This window comes from Streptomyces africanus (assembly GCF_030816955.1).
Lineage (GTDB): Bacteria > Actinomycetota > Actinomycetes > Streptomycetales > Streptomycetaceae > Streptomyces > Streptomyces africanus.
Window position 1 is genome coordinate 849786 of record NZ_JAUSYP010000001.1, and the last position, 24992, is coordinate 874777.

25 protein-coding genes are annotated in these 24992 nt (G+C 71.3%); 6 read left to right on the forward strand and 19 right to left on the reverse strand.

Annotation, left to right across the window (positions count from 1 at the left end; all coding sequences use genetic code 11):
* Positions 1 to 31: 31 nt before the first annotated feature.
* On the forward strand, positions 32 to 316 hold the full coding sequence (locus QF034_RS04135; protein ID WP_307173616.1) for a DUF6332 family protein: 285 nt from the start codon (positions 32 to 34) through the stop codon (positions 314 to 316).
* Here the strand turns inward: QF034_RS04135 and QF034_RS04140 are convergent.
* The 3 genes from QF034_RS04140 to QF034_RS04150 are packed head-to-tail and all read right to left on the reverse strand — an operon-like array spanning position 277 to position 4433.
* Positions 277 to 942 (reverse strand): response regulator transcription factor, encoded by a 666-nt coding sequence (locus QF034_RS04140; protein WP_307173617.1) that lies wholly within the window; start codon positions 940 to 942, stop codon positions 277 to 279. The genes QF034_RS04135 and QF034_RS04140 overlap by 40 nt on opposite strands.
* A gap of 42 nt (positions 943 to 984) precedes the next feature.
* Positions 985 to 2208, reverse strand: coding sequence for a sensor histidine kinase (locus QF034_RS04145; protein WP_307173618.1), 1224 nt, complete (start codon positions 2206 to 2208; stop codon positions 985 to 987).
* 53 nt (positions 2209 to 2261) lie between these two features.
* Positions 2262 to 4433 (reverse strand): MMPL family transporter, encoded by a 2172-nt coding sequence (locus QF034_RS04150; RefSeq protein WP_307173619.1) that lies wholly within the window; start codon positions 4431 to 4433, stop codon positions 2262 to 2264.
* A 129-nt stretch (positions 4434 to 4562) separates the two neighbouring features.
* Here QF034_RS04150 and QF034_RS04155 point away from each other — a divergent pair, with 129 nt between their 5' ends.
* Entirely contained in the window at positions 4563 to 5357 is a 795-nt protein-coding gene (locus QF034_RS04155; RefSeq protein WP_307173620.1) for an AfsR/SARP family transcriptional regulator, read from the forward strand.
* A 9-nt stretch (positions 5358 to 5366) separates the two neighbouring features.
* Here the strand turns inward: QF034_RS04155 and QF034_RS04160 are convergent, their stop codons facing one another.
* A complete protein-coding gene (locus QF034_RS04160) occupies positions 5367 to 6068 on the reverse strand; it encodes a TetR/AcrR family transcriptional regulator (protein ID WP_307173621.1) in 702 nt (233 codons plus the stop codon).
* A 179-nt stretch (positions 6069 to 6247) separates the two neighbouring features.
* Here QF034_RS04160 and QF034_RS04165 point away from each other — a divergent pair, with 179 nt between their 5' ends.
* Entirely contained in the window at positions 6248 to 6697 is a 450-nt protein-coding gene (locus tag QF034_RS04165; RefSeq protein WP_307173622.1) for a nitroreductase family deazaflavin-dependent oxidoreductase, read from the forward strand.
* Here the strand turns inward: QF034_RS04165 and QF034_RS04170 are convergent.
* Positions 6681 to 7925, reverse strand: a complete 1245-nt coding sequence (locus QF034_RS04170) for a geranylgeranyl reductase family protein (protein ID WP_307173623.1) — start codon at positions 7923 to 7925, stop codon at positions 6681 to 6683. The two genes, QF034_RS04165 and QF034_RS04170, sit on opposite strands and share 17 nt — an antisense overlap.
* Positions 7926 to 8059: 134 nt before the next feature.
* Between QF034_RS04170 and QF034_RS04175 the strand changes: the two genes are divergently transcribed.
* Positions 8060 to 9415, forward strand: a complete 1356-nt coding sequence (locus QF034_RS04175) for a dipeptidase (protein ID WP_307173624.1) — start codon at positions 8060 to 8062, stop codon at positions 9413 to 9415.
* Between the two features lie 60 nt (positions 9416 to 9475).
* Positions 9476 to 10204: an MBL fold metallo-hydrolase gene (locus QF034_RS04180; protein ID WP_307173625.1), complete on the forward strand. Its 729-nt coding sequence runs from the start codon at positions 9476 to 9478 to the stop codon at positions 10202 to 10204.
* On the opposite strand, the gene QF034_RS04185 is transcribed toward QF034_RS04180, so the two are convergent.
* The 14 genes from QF034_RS04185 to QF034_RS04250 all read right to left on the reverse strand — a co-directional run bounded on the left by QF034_RS04185 (position 10201) and on the right by QF034_RS04250 (position 23763).
* Entirely contained in the window at positions 10201 to 11286 is a 1086-nt protein-coding gene (locus QF034_RS04185; RefSeq protein WP_307173626.1) for an ABC transporter ATP-binding protein, read from the reverse strand. The two genes, QF034_RS04180 and QF034_RS04185, sit on opposite strands and share 4 nt — an antisense overlap.
* A gap of 26 nt (positions 11287 to 11312) precedes the next feature.
* Complete coding sequence (locus tag QF034_RS04190; protein ID WP_307173627.1) at positions 11313 to 12413, reverse strand: ABC transporter ATP-binding protein; 1101 nt, start codon at positions 12411 to 12413, stop codon at positions 11313 to 11315.
* A 27-nt stretch (positions 12414 to 12440) separates the two neighbouring features.
* On the reverse strand, positions 12441 to 13433 hold the full coding sequence (locus QF034_RS04195) for an ABC transporter permease (RefSeq protein ID WP_307173628.1): 993 nt from the start codon (positions 13431 to 13433) through the stop codon (positions 12441 to 12443).
* A gap of 78 nt (positions 13434 to 13511) precedes the next feature.
* Positions 13512 to 15188 carry an ABC transporter substrate-binding protein gene (locus QF034_RS04200; protein ID WP_307173629.1) on the reverse strand — a complete coding sequence of 559 codons (1677 nt, stop codon included), beginning with the start codon at positions 15186 to 15188 and terminating at the stop codon, positions 13512 to 13514.
* 79 nt (positions 15189 to 15267) lie between these two features.
* Positions 15268 to 16299 (reverse strand): ABC transporter permease, encoded by a 1032-nt coding sequence (locus QF034_RS04205; RefSeq protein WP_307173630.1) that lies wholly within the window; start codon positions 16297 to 16299, stop codon positions 15268 to 15270.
* A gap of 306 nt (positions 16300 to 16605) precedes the next feature.
* Positions 16606 to 17649, reverse strand: coding sequence for an NUDIX hydrolase (locus tag QF034_RS04210; RefSeq protein WP_307173631.1), 1044 nt, complete (start codon positions 17647 to 17649; stop codon positions 16606 to 16608).
* 149 nt (positions 17650 to 17798) lie between these two features.
* The gene (locus tag QF034_RS04215; RefSeq protein ID WP_307173632.1) at positions 17799 to 18029 is read right to left on the reverse strand and encodes a hypothetical protein; all 231 of its coding nucleotides are present in this window, start codon (positions 18027 to 18029) and stop codon (positions 17799 to 17801) included.
* 66 nt (positions 18030 to 18095) lie between these two features.
* Positions 18096 to 18320, reverse strand: a complete 225-nt coding sequence (locus QF034_RS04220) for a hypothetical protein (protein WP_307173633.1) — start codon at positions 18318 to 18320, stop codon at positions 18096 to 18098.
* A gap of 50 nt (positions 18321 to 18370) precedes the next feature.
* Complete coding sequence (locus QF034_RS04225) at positions 18371 to 18646, reverse strand: hypothetical protein (protein WP_086560370.1); 276 nt, start codon at positions 18644 to 18646, stop codon at positions 18371 to 18373.
* A gap of 143 nt (positions 18647 to 18789) precedes the next feature.
* Positions 18790 to 21183: an ATP-binding cassette domain-containing protein gene (locus tag QF034_RS04230; protein ID WP_307173634.1), complete on the reverse strand. Its 2394-nt coding sequence runs from the start codon at positions 21181 to 21183 to the stop codon at positions 18790 to 18792.
* Positions 21184 to 21308: 125 nt separating this feature from the next.
* Entirely contained in the window at positions 21309 to 21722 is a 414-nt protein-coding gene (locus QF034_RS04235; RefSeq protein ID WP_307173635.1) for a VOC family protein, read from the reverse strand.
* A gap of 10 nt (positions 21723 to 21732) precedes the next feature.
* A complete protein-coding gene (locus tag QF034_RS04240) occupies positions 21733 to 22206 on the reverse strand; it encodes a helix-turn-helix transcriptional regulator (protein WP_370880767.1) in 474 nt (157 codons plus the stop codon).
* A gap of 60 nt (positions 22207 to 22266) precedes the next feature.
* Positions 22267 to 22734 carry a hypothetical protein gene (locus tag QF034_RS04245; RefSeq protein WP_307173637.1) on the reverse strand — a complete coding sequence of 156 codons (468 nt, stop codon included), beginning with the start codon at positions 22732 to 22734 and terminating at the stop codon, positions 22267 to 22269.
* A 75-nt stretch (positions 22735 to 22809) separates the two neighbouring features.
* Positions 22810 to 23763, reverse strand: coding sequence for an ROK family protein (locus tag QF034_RS04250; protein WP_307173638.1), 954 nt, complete (start codon positions 23761 to 23763; stop codon positions 22810 to 22812).
* A 238-nt stretch (positions 23764 to 24001) separates the two neighbouring features.
* Between QF034_RS04250 and QF034_RS04255 the strand changes: the two genes are divergently transcribed.
* On the forward strand, positions 24002 to 24988 hold the full coding sequence (locus tag QF034_RS04255; protein WP_370880932.1) for a LacI family DNA-binding transcriptional regulator: 987 nt from the start codon (positions 24002 to 24004) through the stop codon (positions 24986 to 24988).
* The last annotated feature ends 4 nt before the right edge of the window (positions 24989 to 24992 follow it).

A 24992-nucleotide genomic window follows, 5' to 3' on the forward strand; every position in this document is an offset into this window, starting at 1 on the left:
CCACCGGACGCCCTCCTGTTTGACTCGCCGTATGACCAGTCACGGGGGACGGCGTACGCAGGCCGAACGGGACGCGATCACCGTCGAGATCGGGTACGCGCTGTGCAGTGCGGCCTTCGCCGCGGCGGTCGTCTTCGGGGCCGTGGCCGGTCCCGCGCTGCTCTTCGACCTCCCGGACACACCGGAGCGTCTGCTGCTGCGCGCCGGGCTGGTGCTCACGCCCGTCCTCTTCGTCGCCCGGGTCGTCAGTGTGCTGGTCCGGTTCGGCTCGGCGGGTCAGCCCAGCCAGCCCGGCCGCACCAGCCCGGACTCGTAGGCGAGCACCACCAGTTGGGCCCGGTCGCGGGCGCCCAGTTTCACCATCGTGCGGCTGACGTGGGTCTTCGCGGTGAGCGGGCTGACGACCAGGCGGCGGGCGATCTCCTCGTTGGACAGTCCGATGCCGACCAGGGCCATCACCTCCCGCTCCCGCTCGGTGAGCCCGGCCAGCGCGCCGGCCGCCGCGGGTTCCTTGGAGCGGGCCGCGAACTCGGCGATCAGGCGGCGCGTCACCCCCGGCGAGAGCAGCGCGTCGCCCGCGACCACCGCCCGTACGGCGCGCAGGAGTTCGTCCGGCTCGGTGTCCTTGACCAGGAAGCCGGAGGCGCCCGAGCGGATCGCCTCGAAGACGTACTCGTCGAGCTCGAAGGTGGTGAGCATGACCACCTTGACGTCCTTCAGGTCCGGGTCCCCGGTGACCCGCCGGGTCGCGGCCAGGCCGTCGAGCACGGGCATGCGGATGTCCATCAGGACGACGTCGGGCCGCAGTTCGCGGATCCCGCGCACGGCCTCCTCCCCGTCGGCGGCCTCCGCGGCCACCTCGATGTCGGGCTGCGCGTCGAGCAGCGCCCGGAACCCGGCCCGGACCAGTGACTGATCGTCGGCGAGCAGTACGCGGATCACCGGTCCTCCTTCGGCACTTCTCTGGTTCCGTTCACGTGCGGTTCAGGTCCCGGCGGAAGCCGTCAGGGGCAGTACGGCGAGCACCCGGAAACCGCCGTCCGGACGGGGTCCCGCCTCGATGGTGCCACCCAGCACGGCGGCCCGCTCCCGCATCCCGGCCAGCCCGTTGCCGCTGCCGCCCGCGTCGGCGCCGGTCGCGGGCCCGTCGTCGTCGACCCGCAGCCGCAGCGCGTCCGCGTCGTGCGCGAGGTGCACGCGCGCGTGCCGCGAACCCGAGTGCCGCACGACGTTGGTCAGAGCCTCCTGGACGATCCGGAAGGCGGCGAGGTCCGTGCCGGGAGCGAGCCGGGGCGGCTCCCCCTCGACCTCCACCGTGAGGCCCGCGCTCGCCGCCTGCTCCACCAGCTCGGGCAGCCGGTCCAGCCCGGGCGCGGGCGCGCGCGGCGCGTCACCGGGCGCGCGCAGCGTGTCGAGCACCTGGCGCACCTCGCCGAGCGCTTCCTTGCTCTGGGCCTTGATCGTGGTGAGCGCGGTACGGGCCTGCTCGGGATCGGAGTCGAGGAGCGCGAGGCCGACACCCGCCTGCACGTTGATCACGGAAATGCTGTGGGCGAGCACGTCGTGCAGTTCCCGCGCGATCCGCAGCCGCTCCTCGTCGGCCCGCCGCCGCGCGGCCTGGGCGCGCTCGGCCCGCTCCCGGGCCCACTGCTCGCGCCGGACCCGGAACAGCTCCGACACCGCCGCGATCGCCACCACCCAGGTGGCGACCACCAGCTCCTCGCCCCAGGAGGCGGCGGAGTCCCCCGACGGCGGCAGCCACTGGTAGAGCCAGTGCGCCACCAGGACGTGCCCCGCCCAGAGCGTTCCCATCGCCGCCCACGCCGCCCGGCGATGCCCGGCGACGATCGCGCTGAAGCACGCCAGCGCGACGGTGAGGAGCACCGGCCCGTACGGATACCCGGCCCCCAGGTAGACCATGACGGCACCCGCGGTGCCGAAGACCACGGCCACCGGATACCGCTTGCGCCACAACAGCAGCGCCCCGGCCACCAGCAGCAGCACGCGCGCGAAGGGGTCCAGGGCCGCCCGCTCGCCCTCCTGGCCGTGAGCGGCGAAGTTCGAGCCGAGCAGCACGAAGACCGTGACGACGACGGTGGACCGCCAGGGCCACCGGGGCGCACGCTCCCCCTCGCCCCACCGGTCCCACCAGGGAGGTCCGTGCCGCCACCACTGCGGCGGACCGCCCCGCACCCGCTGCTCGTCCATACCGGCCACGCTAGACGCCGCCGGCCCGCGACGGCGTCACCCACGCGTGGTGATCACGCGTACTCCCGGGGAAGTACGTCGTCCGCCGGGGCGGCCTCGCCCTCCCTGATCCGCAGCCGGCGCAGCCGCCGCGGCGCCCACCAGTTCGCCCGCCCGGCCAGCCGCATGGTCACCGGCAGCAGCACGACCCGGATCAGGGTGGCGTCGACGAGGATCGTCAGGGCCGTGCCGATGCCGAGTTCCTTGAGGAAGACGACCCCTCCGGTGGCGTACGACAGGAAGGACAGCGCCAGGATCCCTGCGGCGGCCGTGATCAACGGGGCGCTGCGCCGGATGCCCTCGCCGACGGCGCGCCGGGTGTCGCCGGTGCGGTCGTGCTCCTCCTTGATGCGGGCCAGCAGGAACACCTCGTAGTCCATCGACAGTCCGTAGGCCACGCAGAACATCAGCACCGGGATGCTCGGCTCGATCGACCCGGTGGCGGTGAAGCCGAGCGGTCCGGACAGGTGCCCGTCCTGAAAGACCCACACCAGGCAGCCGAACATCACCGACAGGCTGAGCAGGTTCAGCACGGTCGCCTTCGCCGGCAGCAGCACGCTGTTCGTCATCAGGAAGAGAATCACGTACGTAGCCACCAGCACGATCCCCACGGCGAACGGGAGCCGGTCCAGGAGCGTGGAGCGGAAGTCGGTGGTCTCGCCGGGATAGCCGCCGACCAGGACGGGCGCCGGTGCCGGTGTCCGCCGGACGCGTTCGACGAACGCGGGCACATCGCCGGACAAGGCCTCCTGGGTGGGTATGACGGCCAGGCGCACCCGTCCGTCGGACGCCGTCAGCCGGTCCTGGCCGGACGGGCCGGTGCGCCGGCCGTCCTGGTAGGCCCCTTCGGGCGCGTCGACCTGGAACACGCCGGGCAGGCGGGAGAGTTCGGCGGCGTACGCGCGCGTGCCGGCCGGTTCGGCCGCGGGTGCGCCGAGGACGACCTGGACGGTGTCCGTGGGTTCGGCGGCGAACTCCCGGTGCACGATCTCCGAGGTGGTGCGCGAGGAGGTGCCCTCGGGCAGCGTGCGTTCGTCGGGCAGGCCGAACCGCAGTCCGAGCAGGGGCGAGGCGGTCACGAGCAGGACGATCAGCACCCCGGCGCCGGCGAGGAAGGGGCGGCGCATGGCGGTGAGCGCGGCACGGTGCCAGAAGCCGGAGCCGGGCGCGGCGGCACGCTCCACCCGGTGCCCCCAGCGGGCGAGGGCGGCGGGCAGGAACAGCACCGCGCCGGCGACCGCCGTCACCACCACGAGCACGCCCGCGTAGGCGAACGAACTGAGGAAGAAGAACGGGAACACCAGCAGCGCGCACAGCGACACCGCGACGGTGACGCCGCTGAAGAGGACCGTGCGTCCCGCGGCGGCGGTGGCACGGGGCACGGCTGCCCGCCGGTCGTGCCCGGCGGCCCGCTCCTCGCGGTACCGGTTGATCATGAACAGGCTGTAGTCGATGCCCAGCCCCAGTCCGAGCACCAGCGCGAGGTTGGCGGCGAACGTCGACACCTCGGTGAACTGCGCGATCACCCGCAGCCCGGCGAGCGTGCCGACGACCGAGAACAGCCCGACCGCCACGGTCAGCAGGGCGGCGACGGTGCGCCGGTAGACGAGGATCAGCAGGAGCAGTACAACGGGGAGCGCGAACGCCTCCGCGCGCAGGAAGTCGGCGCGGGCCTGCAGGCCGACCTGCCGGGAGATCTCCTCCTGGCCGCCCACGCGGACCTCGATGTCGGCGGTGGTGCGGGTCAACCGGGGTGAGAGGGAAGCGAGTTCCTCGCGGGTCTCGGTGGCGGTGCCCTCCAGGTGGACGAGGATCAGGGCCAGTCGGCCGTCCTGGCCGCGCAGGGCGGGGCTGTCGGCGTCCCAGTAGGCGGTGACGTCCGTGACGAGGGGCAACCGCTCGACCTCGTCGGTGAGTTGCCTCGCCGCCCGCTGGGTGCGCGGGCTGTCCACGTCACCGTCGCGCGCCGTGACCAGGAGGGCGAGGTTGGGGTTGCCGGTGCGGAAGCCGTCGCGCAGTTCGTCGGCGGCACGCACCGACTCCGTGCCGGGGGAGCTCCAGCGGGACAGGTCGAGGTCGTCCTGGGCGCCGGCGCCGTAGCCGCCGAGGCCGAGGAAGAGCAGGAGGAAGCCGAGCAGCACGGCACGGCTGTACCGCGCGGACCGACGACCGAGCCGGGTGAGCATGAGGTGGCCTTTCGCAGCGAGTCCGGGGAAGCCGCGGGGACTTCGGTGGGTGCGAACACCGTCGGCCCGGCCGCTGGAAGGCCCACTGGAAGATCCACTGGAACGCGGGGCTCGGGATACGCTCGGCGCATGGCTGAGCAGACGTCCGGGACCTCGCACGCCGTGCGCATCGAACTGCTCGGACCGCTGCGCGCGTTGCGCGACGGCGCCCAGATCCCGCTCGGCCCGCCCAAGCAGCGGGCGGTGTTCGCCGTCCTGCTGCTCCAGGAGGGCCGCCCCCTGTCGTACGACGGTCTGGTCGAGGCCGTGTGGGGCGGCGCGCCGCCGGTGCATGTGCGCAACCTCGTACAGAAGTACGTCTCCGGGCTGCGCCGCGCGCTCGGGGACGGACCTGAGCTGTCCTGGACCGGCTCCGGTTACCGGCTGACCGGCGTCCGGGCCGACGATCTGGCGGAGCGCCGGCTGCTGGTGGACGAGGCGCTCGCGGCACGGCAGGCCGGCGAGGTGCGGCGTGCGGTCGGGCTGGCCCACCGCGCCGAGGAACTGTGGCGCGGCGACTTCGCCGAGGGCCTGCAGGCGCCGTACCTCACCGCGGAACGGCTGCGCTGGACGGAGAAGCGGCTCACCGTCCTCGAAGCGCGACTGGAGGGCGAGATCGAACTGGGCCGCTCCTTCGAGTACGTCCACGAACTCGTCCGGCTCGTCGCGGCCCACCCGCTGCGCGAACGCCTCGCCGAACTGCTGATGCTCGCCCTGTGCCGAACCGGCCGGCCGGCGGACGCGCTCACCGTGTACGAGGAGGCACGGCGGCGGCTCGCCGACGCGATGGGCGCGGACCCGGGGCCCGGCCTGCGAGCCCTGCACGCCCGGGTCCTGCGCCAGGATGCGGCGCTGCTGCCCGGGCCGCCGGTCCCGGTGGCCTGAGAGTCCCGGTCACCGCTTCTGCGGATACACCAGCCCCACCCCATGGGCGAGTTGCCCCGCCGCGTGCCGGAAGAACGCCTCCCGGTCCTCCACCACCCGGTTGAACTGCCCGAACAGCTCGAACCCGACCAGCCCGTACAGCTGGGCCCAGGCCGCGACGAGCACCGTCACCACCTCCGGCGGGAGATCCGGCGCGAGGTCGGCGGCCATCCGCTCGGCCTCCGGGCGCAGGTCCGCCGGGAGCGAGGGCCGGGCCAGGCCGAGGCCACGGTACGCGTCGCGCACGATGCCGATGAACAGGAGACCGACGCGGGCGGCGGCCGGGACGGTGGTGTCGGGGGCGGTGTAACCCGGGACGGGCGACCCGTAGATGAGGGCGTACTCGTGCGGATGGCCGAGCGCCCAGCGCCGCACCGCCTCGCACACCGCGATCCAGCGTTGCAGGGGGCCGGAGCCGGCGGCCGCCTCGTGGGCGGCCTCGGCGCTCTCGCCGAGGGAGTCGTAGGCGTCGATGATGAGAGCGGTCAGCAGGTCGTCACGGCTGGGGAAGTAGCGGTAGAGCGCGGAGGAGACCATGCCGAGCTCGCGGGCGACGGCCCGCAGCGAGAGCCGGGCGGCGCCCTCGGCCGCGAGCTGTCTGCGGGCCTCGTCCTTGATGGCCGCGGTGACTTCGATCCTGGCCCGGGCACGGGCGCCGTGTGCGGTGCTCATGCGGGGAAGTGTGCCATGAAAGCAGAGCAGTGCACACAAACAAGAGCGGCGCACACAAAAGAGAGCAGTGCTCTTGATCTGGGGCACCGGCCTGGGGCAGACTGGCACCACCGAGCGAGAGCAGTGCTCACAAACAAGAGCACCGCTCCCCCGTCGCTCCAGACCCAACAGGGGGACCCATGTCCACGCACGTCCGCAAGCCCGGCTGGTTCACGATCAACGTCTTCAACCGGCTCGTCGCCTGGCTGACGCGCCGCGGCATCAGCGTCTGGGGCTCCCGTGTCCTCGCCGTCCGCGGCCGCAAGAGCGGCCAGTGGCGCACCACCCCGGTCAACGTGCTGACCCTGGACGGCCGCCAGTACCTGGTCGCACCCCGCGGCCACGTCCAGTGGACGCACAACATGCGCGCGGCGGGCGGCGGCGAGCTGCACCTCGGCAAGCACGTGGACACCTTCACCGCGACCGAGGTGGCCGACGACGGCAAGACCCCGATCCTGCGCGCCTACCTCAAACGCTGGAAGGCGGAGGTCGGGGTCTTCTTCAACGGCGTCGGCCCCGACTCCCCCGACGACCAGCTGCGCCGCATCGCCCCCGACCACCCGGTCTTCGAGGTCACTGTGAAGGGCTGACCTCGTCACCCGGCGCGGCCGGACGGCGGTCCAGCGCGGCCAGGGCCCGCTGGGCCACCGGGTACGTGCGGACGATCTCGCCCAGCGACGTCGCGCCCTGCGTGATCTCCTTGAACGCCCTCCAGGCCGGGCGGAAGCTCGTCAGCGCCGCGTGGAACAGCCCGGGGCGGCGCTCGAACACGGTCAGCAGCCGCTTGCCGACGCTCATCTCCACGCCGAGCCCGGCCTTGACCGCGAACGCGTAGTTGAGGGCCTGCCGGCGCGTGTCCACGGCGTCGTGCGCCTCGGCGATCCGCACCGCCCACTCCCCCGCGAGCCGCCCCGACCGCAGCGCGAAGGAGATGCCCTCGCGGGTCCACGGCTCCAGCAGCCCTGCCGCGTCGCCGCACACCAGCACCCGCCCGCGCGAGAGCGGCGAGTCGTCGGCCCGGCAGCGGGTCAGGTGCCCGGAGGAGATGCTCGGTTCGAAGCCGGCGAGGCCAAGCCGTCCGACGAACTCCTCCAAGTACCGCTTCGTCGCGGCGCCTTCGCCCCGCGCCGAGATCACCCCGACCGTCAGGGTGTCGCCCTTGGGGAAGACCCAGCCGTAACTACCGGGCATGGGGCCCCAGTCGAGGAGCACCCGCCCCTTCCAGTCCTCGGCGACGGTCTCCGGCACCGGGATCTCCACCTCCAGGCCGAGGTCCACCTGGTCGACCTTGACCCCGACATGCGCCCCTATGCGGCTGGCGCTGCCGTCCGCGCCGACCACGGCTCGCGCGAGCAGGACCTCGCCGCCCTGGAGGAGCACGGCGACCGTGCGCCGGTCGGGCACCGCCGAGCCGTGCTGCTCGACCCGCTGGACCGTGACCCCCGTACGCAGCTCGGCGCCCGCCTTCTGCGCGTGCTCGACGAGCTGCTGGTCGAACTCGGGCCGGTTGATCAGCCCGAACAGCATCTGCTTGGACCGGCGGGTGCGCGTGAAACGGCCGTTGTTCGAGAACGTCACCGCGTGCACCCGGTCCCTGAGCGGCAGCTCGAAGCCGGGCGGGAGGGCGTCGCGCGAGGGGCCGATGATGCCGCCGCCGCACGTCTTGTACCGCGGCAGCTCCGCCTTCTCCAGCAACAGCACGCGTCTGCCGGCGACCGCCGCCGCGTACGCGGCCGAAGCGCCCGCGGGTCCCGCGCCCACCACGACGACGTCCCACACCTGTCGCACGTCGTCCGCCGAAGAGTTCTCGCTGCTCACGATGGTCTACTGCTCCCGATCAAGCCGCCTGCCCCTGCTGTCTCCCGCATCCTACGGCGGACCTGGCCGCAGGCCGCTGTGGGAGGATCGACGGCACTCACTGCTACAACGTCGCACCCACAAGGAGCGTGCCCATGTCGTCGAATCCGGTCGCCGAGACCGTCGCCTCGCTGATGCCCAGGGCGAAGGAGGAGCTCACCGAACTGGTGGCCTTCCGGTCGGTGGCGGACTTCGACCAGTTCCCGAGGAGCGAGAGCGAGGGCGCCGCCCGCTGGGTCGCGGACGCGCTCGCCGCCGAGGGTTTCCAGGACGTGGCCCTGCTCGACACCCCCGACGGCACGCAGTCGGTCTACGGCTACCTGCCCGGCCCCGAGGGCGCGAAGACCGTCCTGCTGTACGCCCACTACGACGTGCAGCCGCCGCTGGACGAGGCCGGCTGGACGACCCCGCCGTTCGAACTGACCGAGCGGGACGGGCGCTGGTACGGGCGCGGGGCCGCCGACTGCAAGGGCGGTGTCGTCATGCACCTGCTGGCGCTGCGCGCACTGAAGGCGAACGGCGGCGTGCCGGTCCACGTGAAGGTGATCGCCGAGGGCTCGGAGGAGCAGGGCACGGGCGGCCTGGAGCGGTACGCGGAGGCGCACCCGGACCTGCTGGAGGCCGACACGATCGTCATCGGCGACGCGGGCAACTTCCGGGTCGGGCTGCCGACCGTCACGTCCACCCTGCGCGGTATGACTCTCGTCCGCGTGCGGATCGACACGCTCGCCGGCAACCTGCACTCGGGCCAGTTCGGCGGTGCCGCACCCGACGCGCTGGCCGCCCTGATCCGGGTCCTGGACTCGCTGCGCGCCGAGGACGGTTCCACGACCGTCGACGGACTCACCGGCGACTCGGCCTGGGAGGGGCTCCAGTACGACGAGGAGCGGTTCCGGCAGGACGCCAAGGTGCTGGACGGTGTCGGGCTGATCGGCTCCGGGACGGTCGCCGACCGCATCTGGGCGCGCCCGGCCGTGACGGTCCTCGGCATCGACTGCCCGCCCGTCGTCGGTGCCACCCCGTCGGTGCAGGCGAGCGCCCGGGCGCTGATCAGCCTGCGGGTCCCGCCGGGGGTGGACGCGGCCGAGGCGACGAAGCTGCTCCAGGCGCACCTGGAGGCGCACACGCCGTGGGGTGCGCGGGTGAGCACCGAGCAGATCGGCCAGGGCCAGGCCTTCCGCGCCGACACCACCAGCCCGGCGTACCAGGCCATGGCGGACGCGATGGCGGTGGCGTACCCCGGGCAGGAGATGCAGTACGCCGGCCAGGGCGGCTCCATCCCGCTGTGCAACACGCTCGCCGCGCTCTATCCGCAGGCGGAGATCCTGCTCATCGGGCTGAGCGAGCCGGAGGCCCAGATCCACGCCGTGAACGAGAGCGTGTCCCCCGAGGAGCTGGAGCGGCTGTCGGTGGCGGAGGCGCTGTTCCTGCGCAACTACGCGGCGAGCTGACCGCTCTGCCCTCGGCCAAGGCCCTCGTCCGCGGACGGGGGCCTTGCCTACGGTCGTCCCATGGACGTCATCGAGCTCCTCCCCCGCCTCCACTTACTGCGCTTCCCGGTCGGCCAGGCCTATGTGTGGCGCGACGGGGCCGACCACGCCGAACACGCCGAGCTGACCCTGATCGACGCCGGTCCCCCCGGCTCCGGTGCCCCGATCGCCGAGGCGGTGACCGCGCTCGGCCGGGATCCGCGGGACGTACGGCGGATCGTGCTCACCCACTTCCACTGGGACCACGCGGGCGGGGCGGCCGAGTTCGCCGCGCTCAGCGGTGCCGAGGTGCTGGCGCACCGGCTGGACGCGCCCGTCGTACGGGGTGAAGTGCCGGGCCCGGAGCCGGTGTTCGAGGACTGGGAGCGGCCGCTGTACGAGCAGGCTGCGAAGTTCCGGCCCGAGGGTGACCTCGTGCGGCCGGCGCAGGTCACGGAGCTGGCCGGGGGCGAGGTCCTGGACTGGGGCGGCGGGGCGCACGTCGTCCACGTGCCGCGGCACACGCACGGCAGCATCGCGCTCCATCTCCCGGAGCACGGCGTGCTGTTCACGGGTGACACGGTCGCGGCGTCACCCGTGGACGGCTCGGTGATCCCCGGCGTCTTCAACCTCGATCGCGGCCAGGTCCTCGCCGCCTGCGGGCGACTGGCGGAGCTCGACGCGGACGTGGCCTGCTTCGGTCACGGGGATCCGGCGCTGGAGCAGGCGGCCCGGGCGCTGAGGAACGCGGCGCGGGGTAGCCGCGCCTAGCTGAGCGCCGGATCGAGGACGATGTCCTCCTCGCGCGCCGCGACCGTCGGCTCCTCGGGGAAGTGGCAGGCGGTCAGATGGCCCGCGGGGCTGCCCTCGACGCTGACCAGTCGCGGTTCCTCGGTGGCGCACTTGTCCTGGGCCTTCCAGCAGCGGGTGCGGAAACGGCAGCCGGAGGGCGGGTCGATCGGTGAGGGAACGTCGCCGGCCAGCCGGATGCGCTCGCGCCGCTCGGTGGCGTCCGGGTCGGCCTCGGGCACGGCGGACAGCAGCGCGTGCGTGTAGGGGTGCCGTGGCTTGGTGTAGAGGGACTCCCGGTCGGCCACCTCGACGATCTTGCCGAGGTACATCACGGCGACGCGTTCGGAGAAGTGCCGTACGACGGCGAGGTCGTGGGCGATGAAGACGAAGGCGATGCCGAACTCCCGCTGGAGGTCCTGGAGCAGGTTGACGACCTGCGCCTGGATGGAGACGTCCAGCGCGGAAACGGGTTCGTCGGCCACGATCAGCTTGGGCCGCAAGGCGAGGGCGCGGGCGATGCCGATGCGCTGGCGCTGGCCGCCGGAGAACTCGTTCGGGTAGCGGTTGTAGTGCTCGGGGTTGAGGCCCACTGTCTCCAGGAGTTCCTGGGCGCGCCGCTTGTGGCCCTGGGGCGGGTTGATGCCGTTGAGCCGCATCGGCGTCTCGATGATGGTGCCGACGGTGTGCCGGGGGTTCAGCGAGGAGTACGGGTCCTGGAAGATCATCTGGAGGTTGCGGCGGGCCTGGACCATCCGTCCGGGAGGCCGGTGGGTGATGTCCTCGCCGTCGAACACGACGGAGCCGCCGGTGGGTTCGAGCAGCCGGGTGATCAGGCGGCCGGTGGTGGACTTGCCGCAGCCGGACTCGCCGACCAGGCCCAGCGACTCGGCCGGTCCGACGGAGAAGTCGATGCCGTCGACGGCTCGTACGGCTCCGATCTGCCGCTGGAAGATGATGCCCTGCCGGAGGGGGAAGTGCTTCTGGAGACCGCGTACTTCGAGGAGGTTCTCGCCGGTGGGGTGGTCGCTGGTCGGCCCGGTGAGGGGCTGGGTGGTGCTCACGGCTTGCTCCCTTTCGTCCGCCGCCGTCACTGCGCGGCCCGTGCGGCTGCGGCGCCGCGGTCGTCCGGGCCGGTTCCGCCGCGGATCTCCTGCTTGGCTTCGTCGGTCAGATGGCACGCGGCGAGGTGCCCTCGGGTGCCGGAGACGAGGCGCAGTTCGGGTCGCTCCACGGTGCAACGCCCCTCGGGGGCCCAGCCCTTGTAGGCGCAGCGCGGGTGGAAGGAGCAGCCGTCCGGCAGGTTGATCAGGCTCGGCGGGGTGCCGGGGATGGGGTTCAGCCGTTCGCCGACGTCGCCGGTGAGGTGCGGCATCGACTGCAACAGGCCCCAGGTGTAGGGGTGCTGGGGCTGCTTGAGGACCTCGCGGGTGGTGCCGTACTCGATCCGGCGGCCGCCGTACATCACGAGGATGTCATCCGCGATGTCGGAGACCACGCCGAGGTCGTGCGTGATGATGACGACGGCCGAGCCGAACTCCTCCTGGAGGTCGCGGATCAGGTCGAGGATCTGCGCCTGGACGGTGACGTCCAGGGCGGTGGTGGGCTCGTCGGCGATGAGGAGGGCGGGGTCGCAGACCAGGGACATGGCGATCATGGCGCGCTGGCGCATGCCGCCGGAGAACTGGTGCGGGTAGTCCCTGACCCGGCGTTCGGGCTGCGGGATGCCGACCCGCTTCAGCATCTCCACCGCGCGGTCCCTGGCCTCCTTCTTGGTGACCTTGTGGTGGACGCGGTAGGCCTCGGCGATCTGGGAGCCGACGGTGAAGAAGGGGTGCAGCGCGGAGAGCGGGTCCTGGAAGATCATGGAGACCGTGCGGCCGCGCAGTGCGCGCATGTCGGCCTCGGGCAGCGCGACGAGTTCCCTGCCCTCCAGCCAGATCTCGCCGCTGACCCGGGCGCGGGTGCCCTTGTGCAGTCCGAGCAGGGCCAGGGAGGTCACCGACTTGCCGGAGCCGGACTCGCCGACGATGCCGAGGGTGCTGCCCTTCTCCAGGGTGAAGGAGACGCCGTCGACGGACTTGACGAGGCCGTCCTCGGTCGGGAAGTGCACCCTCAGGTCGCGTACGTCGAGGAAGGGCGCGGGTGCGGGCGTGACGTCCGCGGGCTGCGGTGAGGTCTGAACGGACACGGGTGTTCCTAAGGACGAAAGAGGGGCTCAGGCGAGGCGCACGCGCGGGTCGACGAGGCCGTACACCAGGTCGACGACCACGTTGGCGAGGACGACGAACGTCGCGGCGAAGAGTGTGGTGCCGAGGATGACGGGCAGGTCGGAGTTCTGGACGGAGTCGACCGCGAGCTTGCCGATGCCGTTGATGCCGAACACGGACTCGGTGATGACCGCGGAGCCGCCGATCAGGGAGCCGACGTCCATGCCGAAGATGGTGATGATCGGGGTGATGGCGGCCCGCAGCCCGTGCTTGAGGACGACGGTGGCGGCCGGCAGGCCCTTGGCGCGGGCGGTGCGCATGTAGTCCTCGGCGAAGACCTCCAGCATGGAGGAGCGGGTGAGCCGGGTGTACATCGCGAGGTAGACGATGACCAGGGTGATCCACGGCAGGACCAGCCCCTTGAACCAGCCGGCCGGGTCCTCGGTGATCGGCGTGTAGCCGGAGGCCGGCAGGATCTGGAACTTGTCGACGAAGAGGTACAGCAGGAGCAGGCCGATGAAGTAGATCTGCACCGAGACGCCGAACAGGGCCAGTCCGACCGCCGCCTTGTCGGCTGCCCTGCCCCTGCGGACCGCGGCCACCGTACCGAGGCCGACACCCAGGACCAGGAACGCCACCGCGGCGCCGACACCGAGGGAGAGGTCCGCCGGGAAGTCCTGCAGGAGCGTGGTCAGTACGGGGGTGTCGGTCTGGAAGGAGACGCCGAGGCAGGGCGCTCCGCAGTGGATGCGGACGCTCTGGTCGCCGAAGTCACGGCCGATGAACAGGCCCTTGAAGAACTCCCAGTACTGCGTCAGGTAGCTCCGGTCCAGGCCCAGCGAGTGCTTGATCTCCGCGAGCCGGGAGGGGGAGCAGGTCTTTCCGCAGGCCAGGAGGGCAGGGTCGGACGGCAGCGCGAAGAAGATGAAGAAGGTGATCGTGGTGATCACCAGCATGATCACGGCCGCTGCCAGCAGGCGTCTGATGAGGTAACGAAACATGGGGTGCCGGGACCTGACGTGAGTGGGGTGCCCGCCGGCGGCCGGGGCCGCCGGCGGGGTTCGAAGGAGTGGGGTCCGTCAGTGCTTGACGTAGACGTGGACCAGGCTCGGCTCGGCCAGGATCGTGTCGGGGATGACACCGCCGACCTTCGAGCCGGACATGTCGCTGAAGTTCATGTACGTCAGCGGGACCACGGCGGCGTCCTTGAGGATCTGCTCGTCCATCTGGCCGTAGGCGGCGTTGCGCTGCTGGACGTCGGTCATCTTGGCGGCCTTGTCGATCAGCGCGTTGACCTTGGGGTCGTTCAGGTACGACAGGTCCTGGTTGGCCTGCGGGTTCTTCTTGATCAGCCGGCCGTCGAAGAGGGTGGGCAGCACCGTGGAGGCGTTCGGCCAGTCGGCGATCCAGTCGCCCCAGGTCAGGTCGTACTGGTTCTTCGTGTTGTTGACGGTGCTGAAGTAGTTCGCCGCGTCGATCGGGGAGATGTTGACGTGGATGCCGATGTGCTCCAGCGCGGTCTTCACCGCGTCGGCGAAGTGCTCCTGGGTGGGCGTGTTCTCCACGGCGATCGACATGGTGGGCTTCGGGTCGCCCGCCTGCTTCATCAGGGCCTTGGCCTTGGTCAGGTTGCCCGCAGGGTTGGCGCTGTACAGGTTGAACTTCTTGTAGCCGCCGATGCCGGGGCTCAGCATGGTGGTGGCGTAGTCGCCGTACGCGGAGCCGCCGAAGGCGCCGCGGACCGTCGTCTTGTCGATGGCGTACTCGATCGCCTGGCGGACCTTGAGGTCCTTGACGCGGGTGGTGTTGATGGCCAGGTAGTTGATGCCGGGCGCGGGGATCTTGTAGTAACGGCTCTTCAGGGACGGGTCGCCGGCGAGCTGGGCCAGGTCGGAACCGGCGATGGGCCACTGCTGGATCGAGGTCTGGGCGGTGCCGGCGTCGGACTTGATCTGCTGGTCGATGGCCGACTCGTCCTGGCCGAACTTGACGTCCATCTCGTCGACGTTCTGCTGCCGGATCGGGTCGGTCGCCTGGGACCAGTGCGTGTTCTTGGTGAGGACGAGTTCCTTGTTCTTGGTGTAGGACTTGATCATGTACGGACCGTCGGACCAGACCTTGGTGTCGTAGGTCGAGCCGGTGTCATGGGCCTTGGGCACGGCCGCCCAGCCGGTCATCGTGGTGGTCTCGTTGAAGTCGGCCACCGGCTGGTTCAGATGGAAGACGATCGTGTACTTGTCCGGCGTCTGGATGGAGTCGAGCTGCTTGCCCTGGTACGGGCCCTTGTAGTCGGCGCCGCCGACGAGCCACTGGGCCGCGTAGGGCGGGCCGCCGTTGATGTCGGAGGAGAAGAACCGCTCGACGCCGTACTTGACGTCGGGTGCGGTGACCTCGGTGCCGTCCTGGTACTTGATGCCGTGCCGCAGGTGGAAGGTCCAGACCGTGGCGCCCTTGGAGGGTGTCCCGGTGTCGGTGGCCAGGTCGCCGACGAGCTTCGGCTTCGAGCCCGTCTCGTCCCAGCCCGTCAGGTCCCGGACGATTTCCTGGTCCATGCTCGAACCCTCGGTCGTGTAGACGCGCTGGGGGTCGAGGTGGTCGAAGTCCGCCTTGTTCAGGACGGTCAGGGTGCCGCCCTTTCCGGGAGCGCCGCCGGCGCTGTTGCCGGAGGAACCTCCGCATGCGGTGGCCCCCAGGGCGATCATCACGGCGGACGCCGTGAGAGCGACCGTGCGCGATCTGCGCGTGCTGCGCGTCATTGAGGAAACTCCGTTCTTGCTACGGGCTCGGCGGCCGTTCGTGGGACCGCCGGGCCGACACTCGGGGGGTGGTGGCTTGTCAGCCGCGCCGGGCGCGGGGGTCCAGGGCGTCCCGGACGCCGTCCCCGAGGAGATTGAGCGCCAGGACCAGCAGGAGGAGCAGGACACCGGGTACGAAGAGGTACATCGGGTCCTGGAGGAAGAACTGGGAGGCGTCCGACAGCAGCGCTCCCCAGTCGGGGTTGGGCGGGATGACGCCGACGCCCAGGTACGACAGGGCCGCCTCGGTGGTGATGTTCTGCGGGACGGCGAGGGCGAAGGAGATCAGGATCGGCGCCCACAGGTTGGGCAGCAGCTGCCGGAAGAGGATGTGCCGCCGCCCGGCGCTCATCAGCCGCGCGGCGTCGACGAACTCCCGCTCGCGCAGGGACAGTACCTGCCCGCGCACCAGACGGGCGGTGTACGCCCAGGCGAAGACGGCGATGTTGAGGACCAGGACGAGGAGGCGGAGGTTCTCGTCGGTTCCGCCGTGGGTGTTGGTCTGCAGGGCGTTCTGGATCACCGGGGTGAGCGCGATGATGAACAGCAGCTGCGGGAAGGCCAGCATGACGTCCATGACCCGGGACAGCAGGGAGTCGACCCAGCCGCCGAAGTAGCCGGCCGCGAGCCCCGCCACGACACCGACCGCGGTGGACAGCACGGCCGAGGCGAACCCCACGTAGAGGGAGGTGCGCAGGCCGTAGACGATGCGGGCGAACAGGTCGTAGCCGGTGCCCGGTTCGACACCGAGGAGGTGCTGGGCGCTGATGCCGCCCAGCGATCCGTAGGGGAAGTTGCCCGTGTCGGGGTTGATCGCCTTGTTGTCGGGGGTGATCGGTCCCCAGCTGGTCAGGGCGGTGAGGACCGGCGCGAGCAGTGCGATCGCGATGAACAGGAGGGTGGCCACCAGGGCGGCCATGGTGACCTTGTCCCGCCTGATCCGCTTCCAGGCCATACGGGCCGGTGAACGGCCGGCGACGACCGTGTCGGCGGGGCGGGGGTCCTGCGTCGGCGGCTCGGTCAGCAGCGCGGTGCCGCCGCCGGCGTCGACCGGCTGGTGTTGCGTGGTCATCGTACGGACATCCCGGATCTGCCCCTGAGGCAAGGAAATTGAGTGGCGGTCGGAAGTGCCGCCGTGAGACTCTGCGGACTTTCGCAATGACGTGCGAGTCCGGTCAAGCCGAGCAGGGGCCGGAAAAGGGATTGTTTGCGCTCATGGAAAAGTGTTGACGAGCACGGGGAATGTGATTACCCGCCGCGTGAGGGAGTGCGGGAGATTCCTTGGGCAGCGATTGGCAGTGGCTGCGTGGACGTTTCCTTTTGCTTTTCCCTCGGAATCCCCCGCGCCGGGTAAAGGGCACGGACGGAGAACTCGGCGTCAGCCGACCGGCACCCCGGCTTCCAGATAGAACGCCGCTCCGCGCTCCCGGGCCCGCAGGGCCCAGCGCAGCCGCTCGTAGCGCACCGGTGGCAGCAGGTCGGCGGCCTCCTCCTCGGTGACGAAGCGGCAGTCGCGCAGCTCCGGCCCGGGCAGCAGCAGCCTTCCGGCCTCCGCGGAGTCGAGGAGGCCGCCGTCGAAGAGGAGCCGCAGTCCGCCGAACCCGGGGGGTGAGGGGCGTTCCCAGTCGACGACGAGGAGGCTCGGTACCTCGTCGAGGTGGATGCCGGTCTCCTCGGCGACCTCCCGGACACCGGCGCGCGCGGGCGCCTCGCCGGGTTCGACGACCCCGCCGGGGAACTCCCAGCCGGCCTTGTAGGTGGGGTCGACGAGCAGCACCCGGTCCTGTTCGTCGAAGAGGAGCACTCCGGCGGCGAGTGTCTCGGCGGTGGGCTCGGGCGTCTGCACGATGTCGCAGACGGGCGCGGAGCCGCTGTTGACCGCCTCGGCGATCCGGGCGGCGGTCTCGTGGGGCGTGAGGTCGCTGGTGTCGACCGGGTGGGCGTCGGTGGTGAGCCAGGAGGCGAGGGCGGCGCGGTACGGCTCGATGTGGTCGAAGGACCACTGGCGTATTCGCATCTCGCCGTCGGGCAGGTCCGGCGGAACCTCGCGACCCGCTATCCGCTCCCGCAGTATCGTTTCGGCCGGAGCGAGCAGGATGTGCCTGACCGGAATCCTGCGGGCGGCCAGGCCGCCGAAGATCTCGTCGCGGTACTCCTGGCGCAGCAGGGTCATGGGAACGACCAGGGTCCCGCCGAGCTCGGCGAGCATCGCGGCCGCCGTGTCGATCACGAGCCGTCGCCAGATCGGCAGGTCCTGGAAGTCGCCGACCTCGGCGAGGTGTTTGGGCGGTAGCAGATACCGGAGCGCTCCGCCGATGACCTCGGGGTCGAAGAGCGCGCTGTTCGGGATCAGTTCGATCAGTTCCTGTGCGGTGGTGGTCTTCCCCGCACCGAACGCGCCGTTGATCCAGACGACGGTCACAGGTCCCCCTCTTCTGTTGGCCCCCTGAGGCTTGCCCGCTCCACCCTGCCACGGAAACCAGCCGCAGTTGAGGGCGCATGACGACGGCGCCGGCGCCCCCCCTCGGTCGGGGAGCGCCGGCGCCGTGGGCCGGGGGCCGGAGCGGCTCGTCAGCCCTTCTTCTTCTGGGTGCCCTTCTTCTGGACGCCCTTCTTCTTCTGGACGCCATCCTTACCGGCCACGGAGAGGCCGTCCTTGCCGACGGCCTGGTCGAGCGTCTTGAGGGTCTCGTCCACGTTGATGGAGGGGAGCTGCTCCCCGATGGCGTGCGACGGAGTGACCGCGGCGACGACGAAGCCGGTGGCCAGGGAGGCGATGGCGAGCATGCTGCGCTTCTTCATGCCCGACTCAACTGCCGGACCCGCTCAGGGGTCACGCCGCTGGGCCGTTCGGGGGAAGCGCCGGCTTCACCCGGGCCCCGTACCCCAGGTGCCGGGCCCGCCGCCGCGCCACTCGATCAGGCCCGACGCCGCCACGTACGCCTCGTCCGCGTCCTCGATCCCCGCCCGTCGCAGGAACTCGGCGACGTCCAGCAGCCCGTAGGCGATGCCGAGGAACTGGTCGTCCACGCGTACCCGCCGGCCACCGTCCGTGGCGGGCGGGTAGACCACGACGGGTTTCACGGACGCCATGGCACCAGGGTGCGCGGGAACGGCGCCGGGCGCTCGCCGGAGCGGGCCGTTCAGCCGGCCTTCTGCGTCTGGCGGAACTCGTGGACGTCGGCGGTGAGCGTGCCGTCCTGCTGTTCGTAGTGGGACAGGGCGAGTCCGAGACCGAAGAACGTGGGCGCCCACTCGCCGACGAAGATGCCCCAGCGGTCGGCACGGGCGACGTTGGTGCCGGGTTCGATCTTCAGGGAACCCACCCACGCGGCCACACTGAGGCCGATGGATGCCATGGCGGCCATGTAGGCGTGCTCGCTGCGGACGCCCATCTCGTGCATCTTCTTGATGATCATCAGCGGCTCCGTTCTGTGGGAGGTCAGGGAACGGAGTGCCCTCGAAGGTGGGTGATATTCACACTTTCGCGCTTTATGTCCAAAATCGTGGGTTGTGAGACGAGCCTTCGGCGTGCCCGTCTCACAACCCCCGCAGAACGCCGTCAGGCGCCCACGTACGCCGCCAGGTGCTCCCCGGTCAGGGTGGAGCGGGCCGCGACGAGGGCGGCCGGTGTGCCCTCGAAGACGATCCGGCCGCCGTCGTGGCCGGCGCCGGGACCGAGGTCGATGATCCAGTCGGCATGCGCCATGACCGCCTGGTGGTGCTCGATGACGACGACCGACTTGCCGGAGTCGACGAGCCGGTCGAGCAGGCCCAGCAGCTGCTCCACGTCCGCGAGGTGGAGGCCCGTCGTCGGCTCGTCGAGGACGTAGATGCCGCCCTTGTCCGCCATGTGCGTGGCCAGCTTGAGGCGCTGCCGCTCGCCGCCGGAGAGCGTGGTGAGCGGCTGGCCGAGGGTGAGGTAGCCGAGGCCGACGTCGGCGAGCCGCTCCAGGATCCTGTGCGCGGCCGGGGTACGTGCCTCGCCGGCGTCGAAGAACTCCTCGGCCTCGGCCACCGACATCGCGAGCACCTCGCTGATGTCCCGGCCGCCGAGGTGGTACTCCAGCACCGAGGCCTGGAACCGCTTGCCCTCGCAGTCCTCGCAGGGGGTGTCGACACCGGCCATCATGCCGACGTCGAGGTAGATGACACCGGCGCCGTTGCAGGTGGGGCAGGCACCCTCGGAGTTGGCGCTGAACAGGGCCGGCTTCACCCCGTTGACCTTGGCGAACGCCTTGCGGATGGGGTCGAGCAGCCCGGTGTAGGTCGCGGGGTTGCTGCGCCGCGAGCCCTTGATCGGGCTCTGGTCCACCGAGACGACGCCCGCGTCGGCGGGGACCGACCCGTGCAGCAGGGAGCTCTTGCCGGAACCGGCGACACCGGTGACGACCGTGAGCACCCCGAGCGGGATGTCGACGTCGACGTCCCGGAGGTTGTTCGCCGTCGCACCCCGGATCTCCAGCGCACCGGTGGCCTTGCGGACCGTGTCCTTGAGGGTGGCCCGGTCGTCGAGGTGACGGCCGGTGACGGTGTCCGCGGCCCGCAGCCCCTCGACCGTGCCCTCGAAGCAGACGGTGCCGCCCGCCGTGCCGGCGCCGGGGCCCAGGTCGACGACGTGGTCGGCGATCGCGATCGCCTCCGGCTTGTGCTCCACGACGAGCACCGTGTTGCCCTTGTCCCGCAGCCGCAGCAGCAGGCCGTTCATCCGCTGGATGTCATGCGGGTGCAGGCCGATGGTCGGCTCGTCGAAGACGTAGGTGACGTCCGTGAGCGAGGAGCCCAGGTGGCGGATCATCTTCACGCGCTGCGCCTCGCCGCCCGACAGCGTGCCCGCCGGCCGGTCGAGCGAGAGATACCCCAGGCCGATCTCCACGAAGGAGTCGAGCGTCCCCTGCAACGCGGTGAGCAGCGGCGCCACGGACGGCTCCGAGAGCCCCCGGACCCACTCGGCCAGGTCCCTGATCTCCATCGCGCAGGCGTCGGCGATGCTGATGTTCTCGATCTTCGAGGACCTGGCGCCCTCGCTCAGCCGGGTGCCGTCGCACTCGGGACAGACGGTGAAGGTGACCGCCCGCTCCACGAACGCCCGGATGTGCGGCTGCATCGCCTCCTTGTCCTTGGACAGGAACGACTTCTGGATCTTGGGGATCAGTCCCTCGTAGGTGAGGTTGATGCCGTTGACCTTGATCTTGACCGGTTCCCCGTAGAGGAAGGCGTGCATCTCCTTCTTGGTGTACTCGCGGATGGGCTTGTCCGGGTCGACGAAGCCCGACTGGGCGTAGAGCTGCACGGTCCACTGGCTGTCCGACTTCCAGCCGGGGATGGTGAAGGCGCCCTCGGACAGTGACTTGGAGTCGTCGTAGAGCTGGGTGAGGTCGATGTCGGACACCTTGCCGCGGCCCTCGCAGCGGTTGCACATGCCGCCGGTGCGCTCGTAGGTCGCCTTCTGCGCCTTGGTCTTGGCGCCGCGCTCGACGGTGATCGCGCCGCTCGCCCGGACCGAGGCGGTGTTGAAGGAGTACGCGCTGGGCGGGCCGATGTGCGGCTTGCCGAGCCGGCTGAAGAGGATGCGCAGCATCGCGTTGGCGTCGGTGGCGGTGCCGACCGTGGAGCGGGGGTCGCCGCCCATCCGCTGCTGGTCCACGGCGATCGCGGTCGTCAGCCCGTCGAGCACGTCGACCTCGGGCCGGGCCCGGTTGGGCATGAAGCCCTGGAGGAAGGCGCTGTAGGTCTCGTTGATCAGCCGCTGCGACTCCGCGGCGATCGTGTCGAACACGAGCGAGCTCTTGCCCGAGCCGGAGACGCCGGTGAACACCGTCAGCCGGCGCTTGGGGATCTCGATGCTGACGTCCTTGAGGTTGTTCTCGCGCGCGCCGTGCACACGGATCACATCGTGGCTGTCGGCGACGTGCGGTCCGGACGACTGTCTGTCCGTCCTCGTGGCCATGCTCATCGGTCTCCATCTGTCGGGCGGGGGCTGCCGCGGTCGGACGATCTGGGTCCCCGCGCCGGCCCTGAGGCGCGGCACGGGGGTGTTGCGGGTGAGTGCGGATCCGTGGGCCGGCTGCTACCGGGCCATCACGGCTTCAGCTGCTGGATGCGGACCATGTTGCCCGCGGGGTCGCGGAAGGCGCAGTCGCGAACGCCGTACGGCTGGTCCACGGGCTCCTGGACCACCTCGGCGTCACCCGCCTGCACCTGTTCGAACACGGCGTCGACGTCGCGGGTGGCCAGCACGATGCTGCCGTAGGTGCCCTTGGCCATCATCTCGGCGATGGTCTTGCGTTCGTCCTCGGTGATGCCGGGGTCGGCGGCCGGCGGATGCAGCACGATGTTCGTGCCGGGCTGGCCGACGGGGCCGACCGTGATCCAGCGCATGCCCTGGTACCCGACGTCGTTGCGGACTTCGAAGCCGAGGGTGTCTCGGTAGAACGCCAGGGCGGCGTCCGGGTCGTCGTGCGGAAGGAAGCTGGCGTGAATGGTGAGGTCCATGGCCTTCACGCTAGTTTCGCCCCGGGGTGGGCGCTTCTCGATTCCTGATCGGTCTGGTCACCTGTTTCGCCACGCACGACGGAATGCCCGCGGTGGCGAGGACCGCCTGGCGCCGGTAAGCGCTGGGCGGCATGCCGACCAGTTCGGTGAAGCGGGTGCTGAACGTGCCCAGCGACGAGCAGCCGACCTCGAAACACACTTCGGTGACGCTGAGGTCCCCACGGCGCAGCAGCGCCATGGCGCGCTCGATGCGGCGCGTCATGAGATAGCTGTACGGCGACTCGCCGTACGCCGACTTGAACGCGCGGCTGAGATGCCCGGCCGACATGTGCACACCCCGGGCCAGCGCCTCGACGTCCAGCGGCCGTGCGTACTCCCGGTCGATCCGGTCCTTGACCTGGCGCAGGAGGGCGAGATCGCGCAGGCGCTGCGCCGGGGCGGGTCTGCTGCTCACATGCGCGATCGTGCCACATCGCACTGACATTCGGTCGCTTTCCGCGGGAAAGCCCGATATCCCGGACCGGCGCCCGTCAGGTGGGGCCCGTCAGGTGTAGTACGTGTCGAACGTCCCGATCCACCAGGCGGCGAGCGGCAGGAGGCACACCTGCACGCCGGCCGTGATCCAGCACCGGCCGAGGACCGCGATCCCGAAGGTCCACCACGCCGTCGTGTGCAACGCGCTCACGACTCCGGCCTGATACCCCTGCCCGGTGGGGTCCATCATGCCGGGATAGCCCATCCAGTCCTCGGTGAAGACGCCGTCCGCCCCGAACACGACGGACGCCGACACCAGCCACAGATCGGCCAGAAAGGCCGTCACGGCGAGCGCCACGTCGAAGCGCAGGTACGCGGGCGCAGGCAGCAGCAGCCGCGCCGCGGGGTGTCCGTCGCGCCGCATCCAGTCCTCCGCCCGGCCACGGACGAGCGCGACGACGGCGTACACCAGCGCGCCGGCCGCCGCCGCCCATCCGCCCATGAAGGCGAGGCCGAAGAACAACATCCCGAGACCCATGCCGTGCCAGATGCCGCCCGCGTCGGAGCGGTTCCCTCCGCATCAGGAGCCCCGCCTGAACGTTCCTGCCCGCTCTCACACCCCCGCCGCGGCCGCGTCCGTCCGCCTGGCCAACGCTGCCGCCGCCGCGCCCACCAGACCGGCGTCGGTGCCCATCTGGGCCGGGGCCACCGTCAGGTTCCGGACGAAGGACAGCGTCGCGTAGGTGCTCAGGGCCTTGCGCAGGGGGGCGAAGAGGACGTCGCCCGCCTTGCCCACTCCCCCGCCGATGACGGCGATGTCGATCTCCACAAGGGTCGCGGTCGCGGCGATCCCGGCGGCCAGGGCCTGGGCGGCGCGCTCGAAGGAGGCGACGGCGACCGGGTCGCCGGCCCGGGCAGCGGCGGCCACCGCGGCGGCGGACGGGTCGCCGTCGGGGCCGGGCCGCCAGCCGTTCTCCAGGGCGCGCCGGGCGATGTTCGGGCCGCTCGCGATGCGCTCCACGCAGCCGTGCGAGCCGCACGGGCACAGATCGCCGTCGAGGTCCACGCTGATGTGGCCGATGTGGCCGGCATTGCCGGTGGGTCCGGCGTGCAGCCGGCCGCCGAGCACGAGGCCGCCGCCGACGCCCGTGGAGACGACCATGCACAGCGCGTTGTCATGGCCGCGGGCGGCACCCTGCCAGTGTTCGGCCGCCGTGATCGCCACACCGTCGCCGATCAGCTCGACGGGCAGGTCCCCGGCCGCGGCCCGCACCCGCCCGACGAGCGGGTAGTCGCGCCAGCCGGGCACGTTCACCGGACTCACCGTGCCCGCAGACCGGTCGACCGGACCGGCGCTGCCGATCCCCACGGCCGTGACCCGCGCCCAGAGCGGCGTCCCGGTGAGTTCGCCGAGCACCTGCTCCACGGCCCGCATCACGGTGCCACCGTCCTCCCGGGCGGGCGTCGGCCGCTGGGCGCGGACGAGGATCCGTCCCTGACCGTCCACCAGAGCGCCGGCGATCTTGGTGCCGCCGATGTCGAGCGCGGCCACGAGGTCGGTGTGCATGAGTGTCGGAACTCCCCGTCTACGGTGAAAGGACTGGCCGGCCAGCAGCGGAGCACGGTCCGGAGATTGCGGTGGACAGTCTCCCCCGAGCCTGACAACGTTGTCCAGGCTCTATGCTCGACGCCACATCCTCATACAAACCCAGGACCGACGCACCCCCGTGGACGACAGGACAGGACACCGCACCGTGCCCCAGACCAACCTCCGCTCCGCAGCGCGCTACGGCACCCGGCCGACCATGAAGGACGTCGCGGCCCGTGCCGGGGTCGGACTGAAGACGGTCTCCCGCGTCGTGAACGGGGAGCCGGGCGTGACCCCGGAGACGGAGCGGCGTGTCCAGGAGTCGATCGAGGCGCTCGGTTTCCGCCGCAACGACAGCGCGCGGGTGTTGCGCAAGGGCCGGACGGCGAGCATCGGCCTGGTCCTGGAGGACCTCGCGGACCCGTTCTACGGGCCGCTGAGCCGGTCGGTCGAGGAGGTGGCCCGCGCGCACGGCGCCCTGCTGATCAACGGCTCCAGCGCGGAGGACCCGGAACGCGAGCAGGAGCTGGTGCTGGCCCTGTGCGCGCGGCGGGTGGACGGGCTGGTGGTGATCCCGGCCGGTGACGACCACCGGTATCTGGAGCCGGAGCTCAAGGCGGGTGTCGCCACGGTGTTCGTGGACCGGCCGGCCGGGCACATCGACGCCGACGTGGTGCTGTCGGACAACTTCGGCGGTGCCCGGGACGGCGTCGCCCACCTCATCGCGCACGGGCACCGCCGGATCGGCTTCATCGGCGACATGCCCCGCATCCACACCGCCGCCGAGCGGCTGCGCGGCTACCGGGCCGCCATGGAGGACGCGGGCATACCGGTGGCGGACTCCTGGATGTCCCTGGGTGTCACCGACCCCGAGCGGGTGCGCGGGGCGGCCGAGGAGATGCTGACCGGCCGGGATCCGGTCACCGCGATCTTCGCGGCCAACAACCGGGTGACGGTCACCGTGATCCGCGTGCTCGCCGAGCAGGCCCGCCGGGTGGCCCTGGTCGGCTTCGACGACATCGAGCTGGCCGACCTGCTCCAGCCGGGCGTCACCGTCGTCGCCCAGGACGCGGCGGCCATCGGCCGTACCGCCGCGGAACGCCTCTTCCGGCAGCTGGACGGCACCCTCGTCGCCCCCGAGCGCATCGAGCTGCCGACCCGGCTGATCACCCGCGGCTCGGGCGAGCTGCCCCCGGCGGACTGAGCGG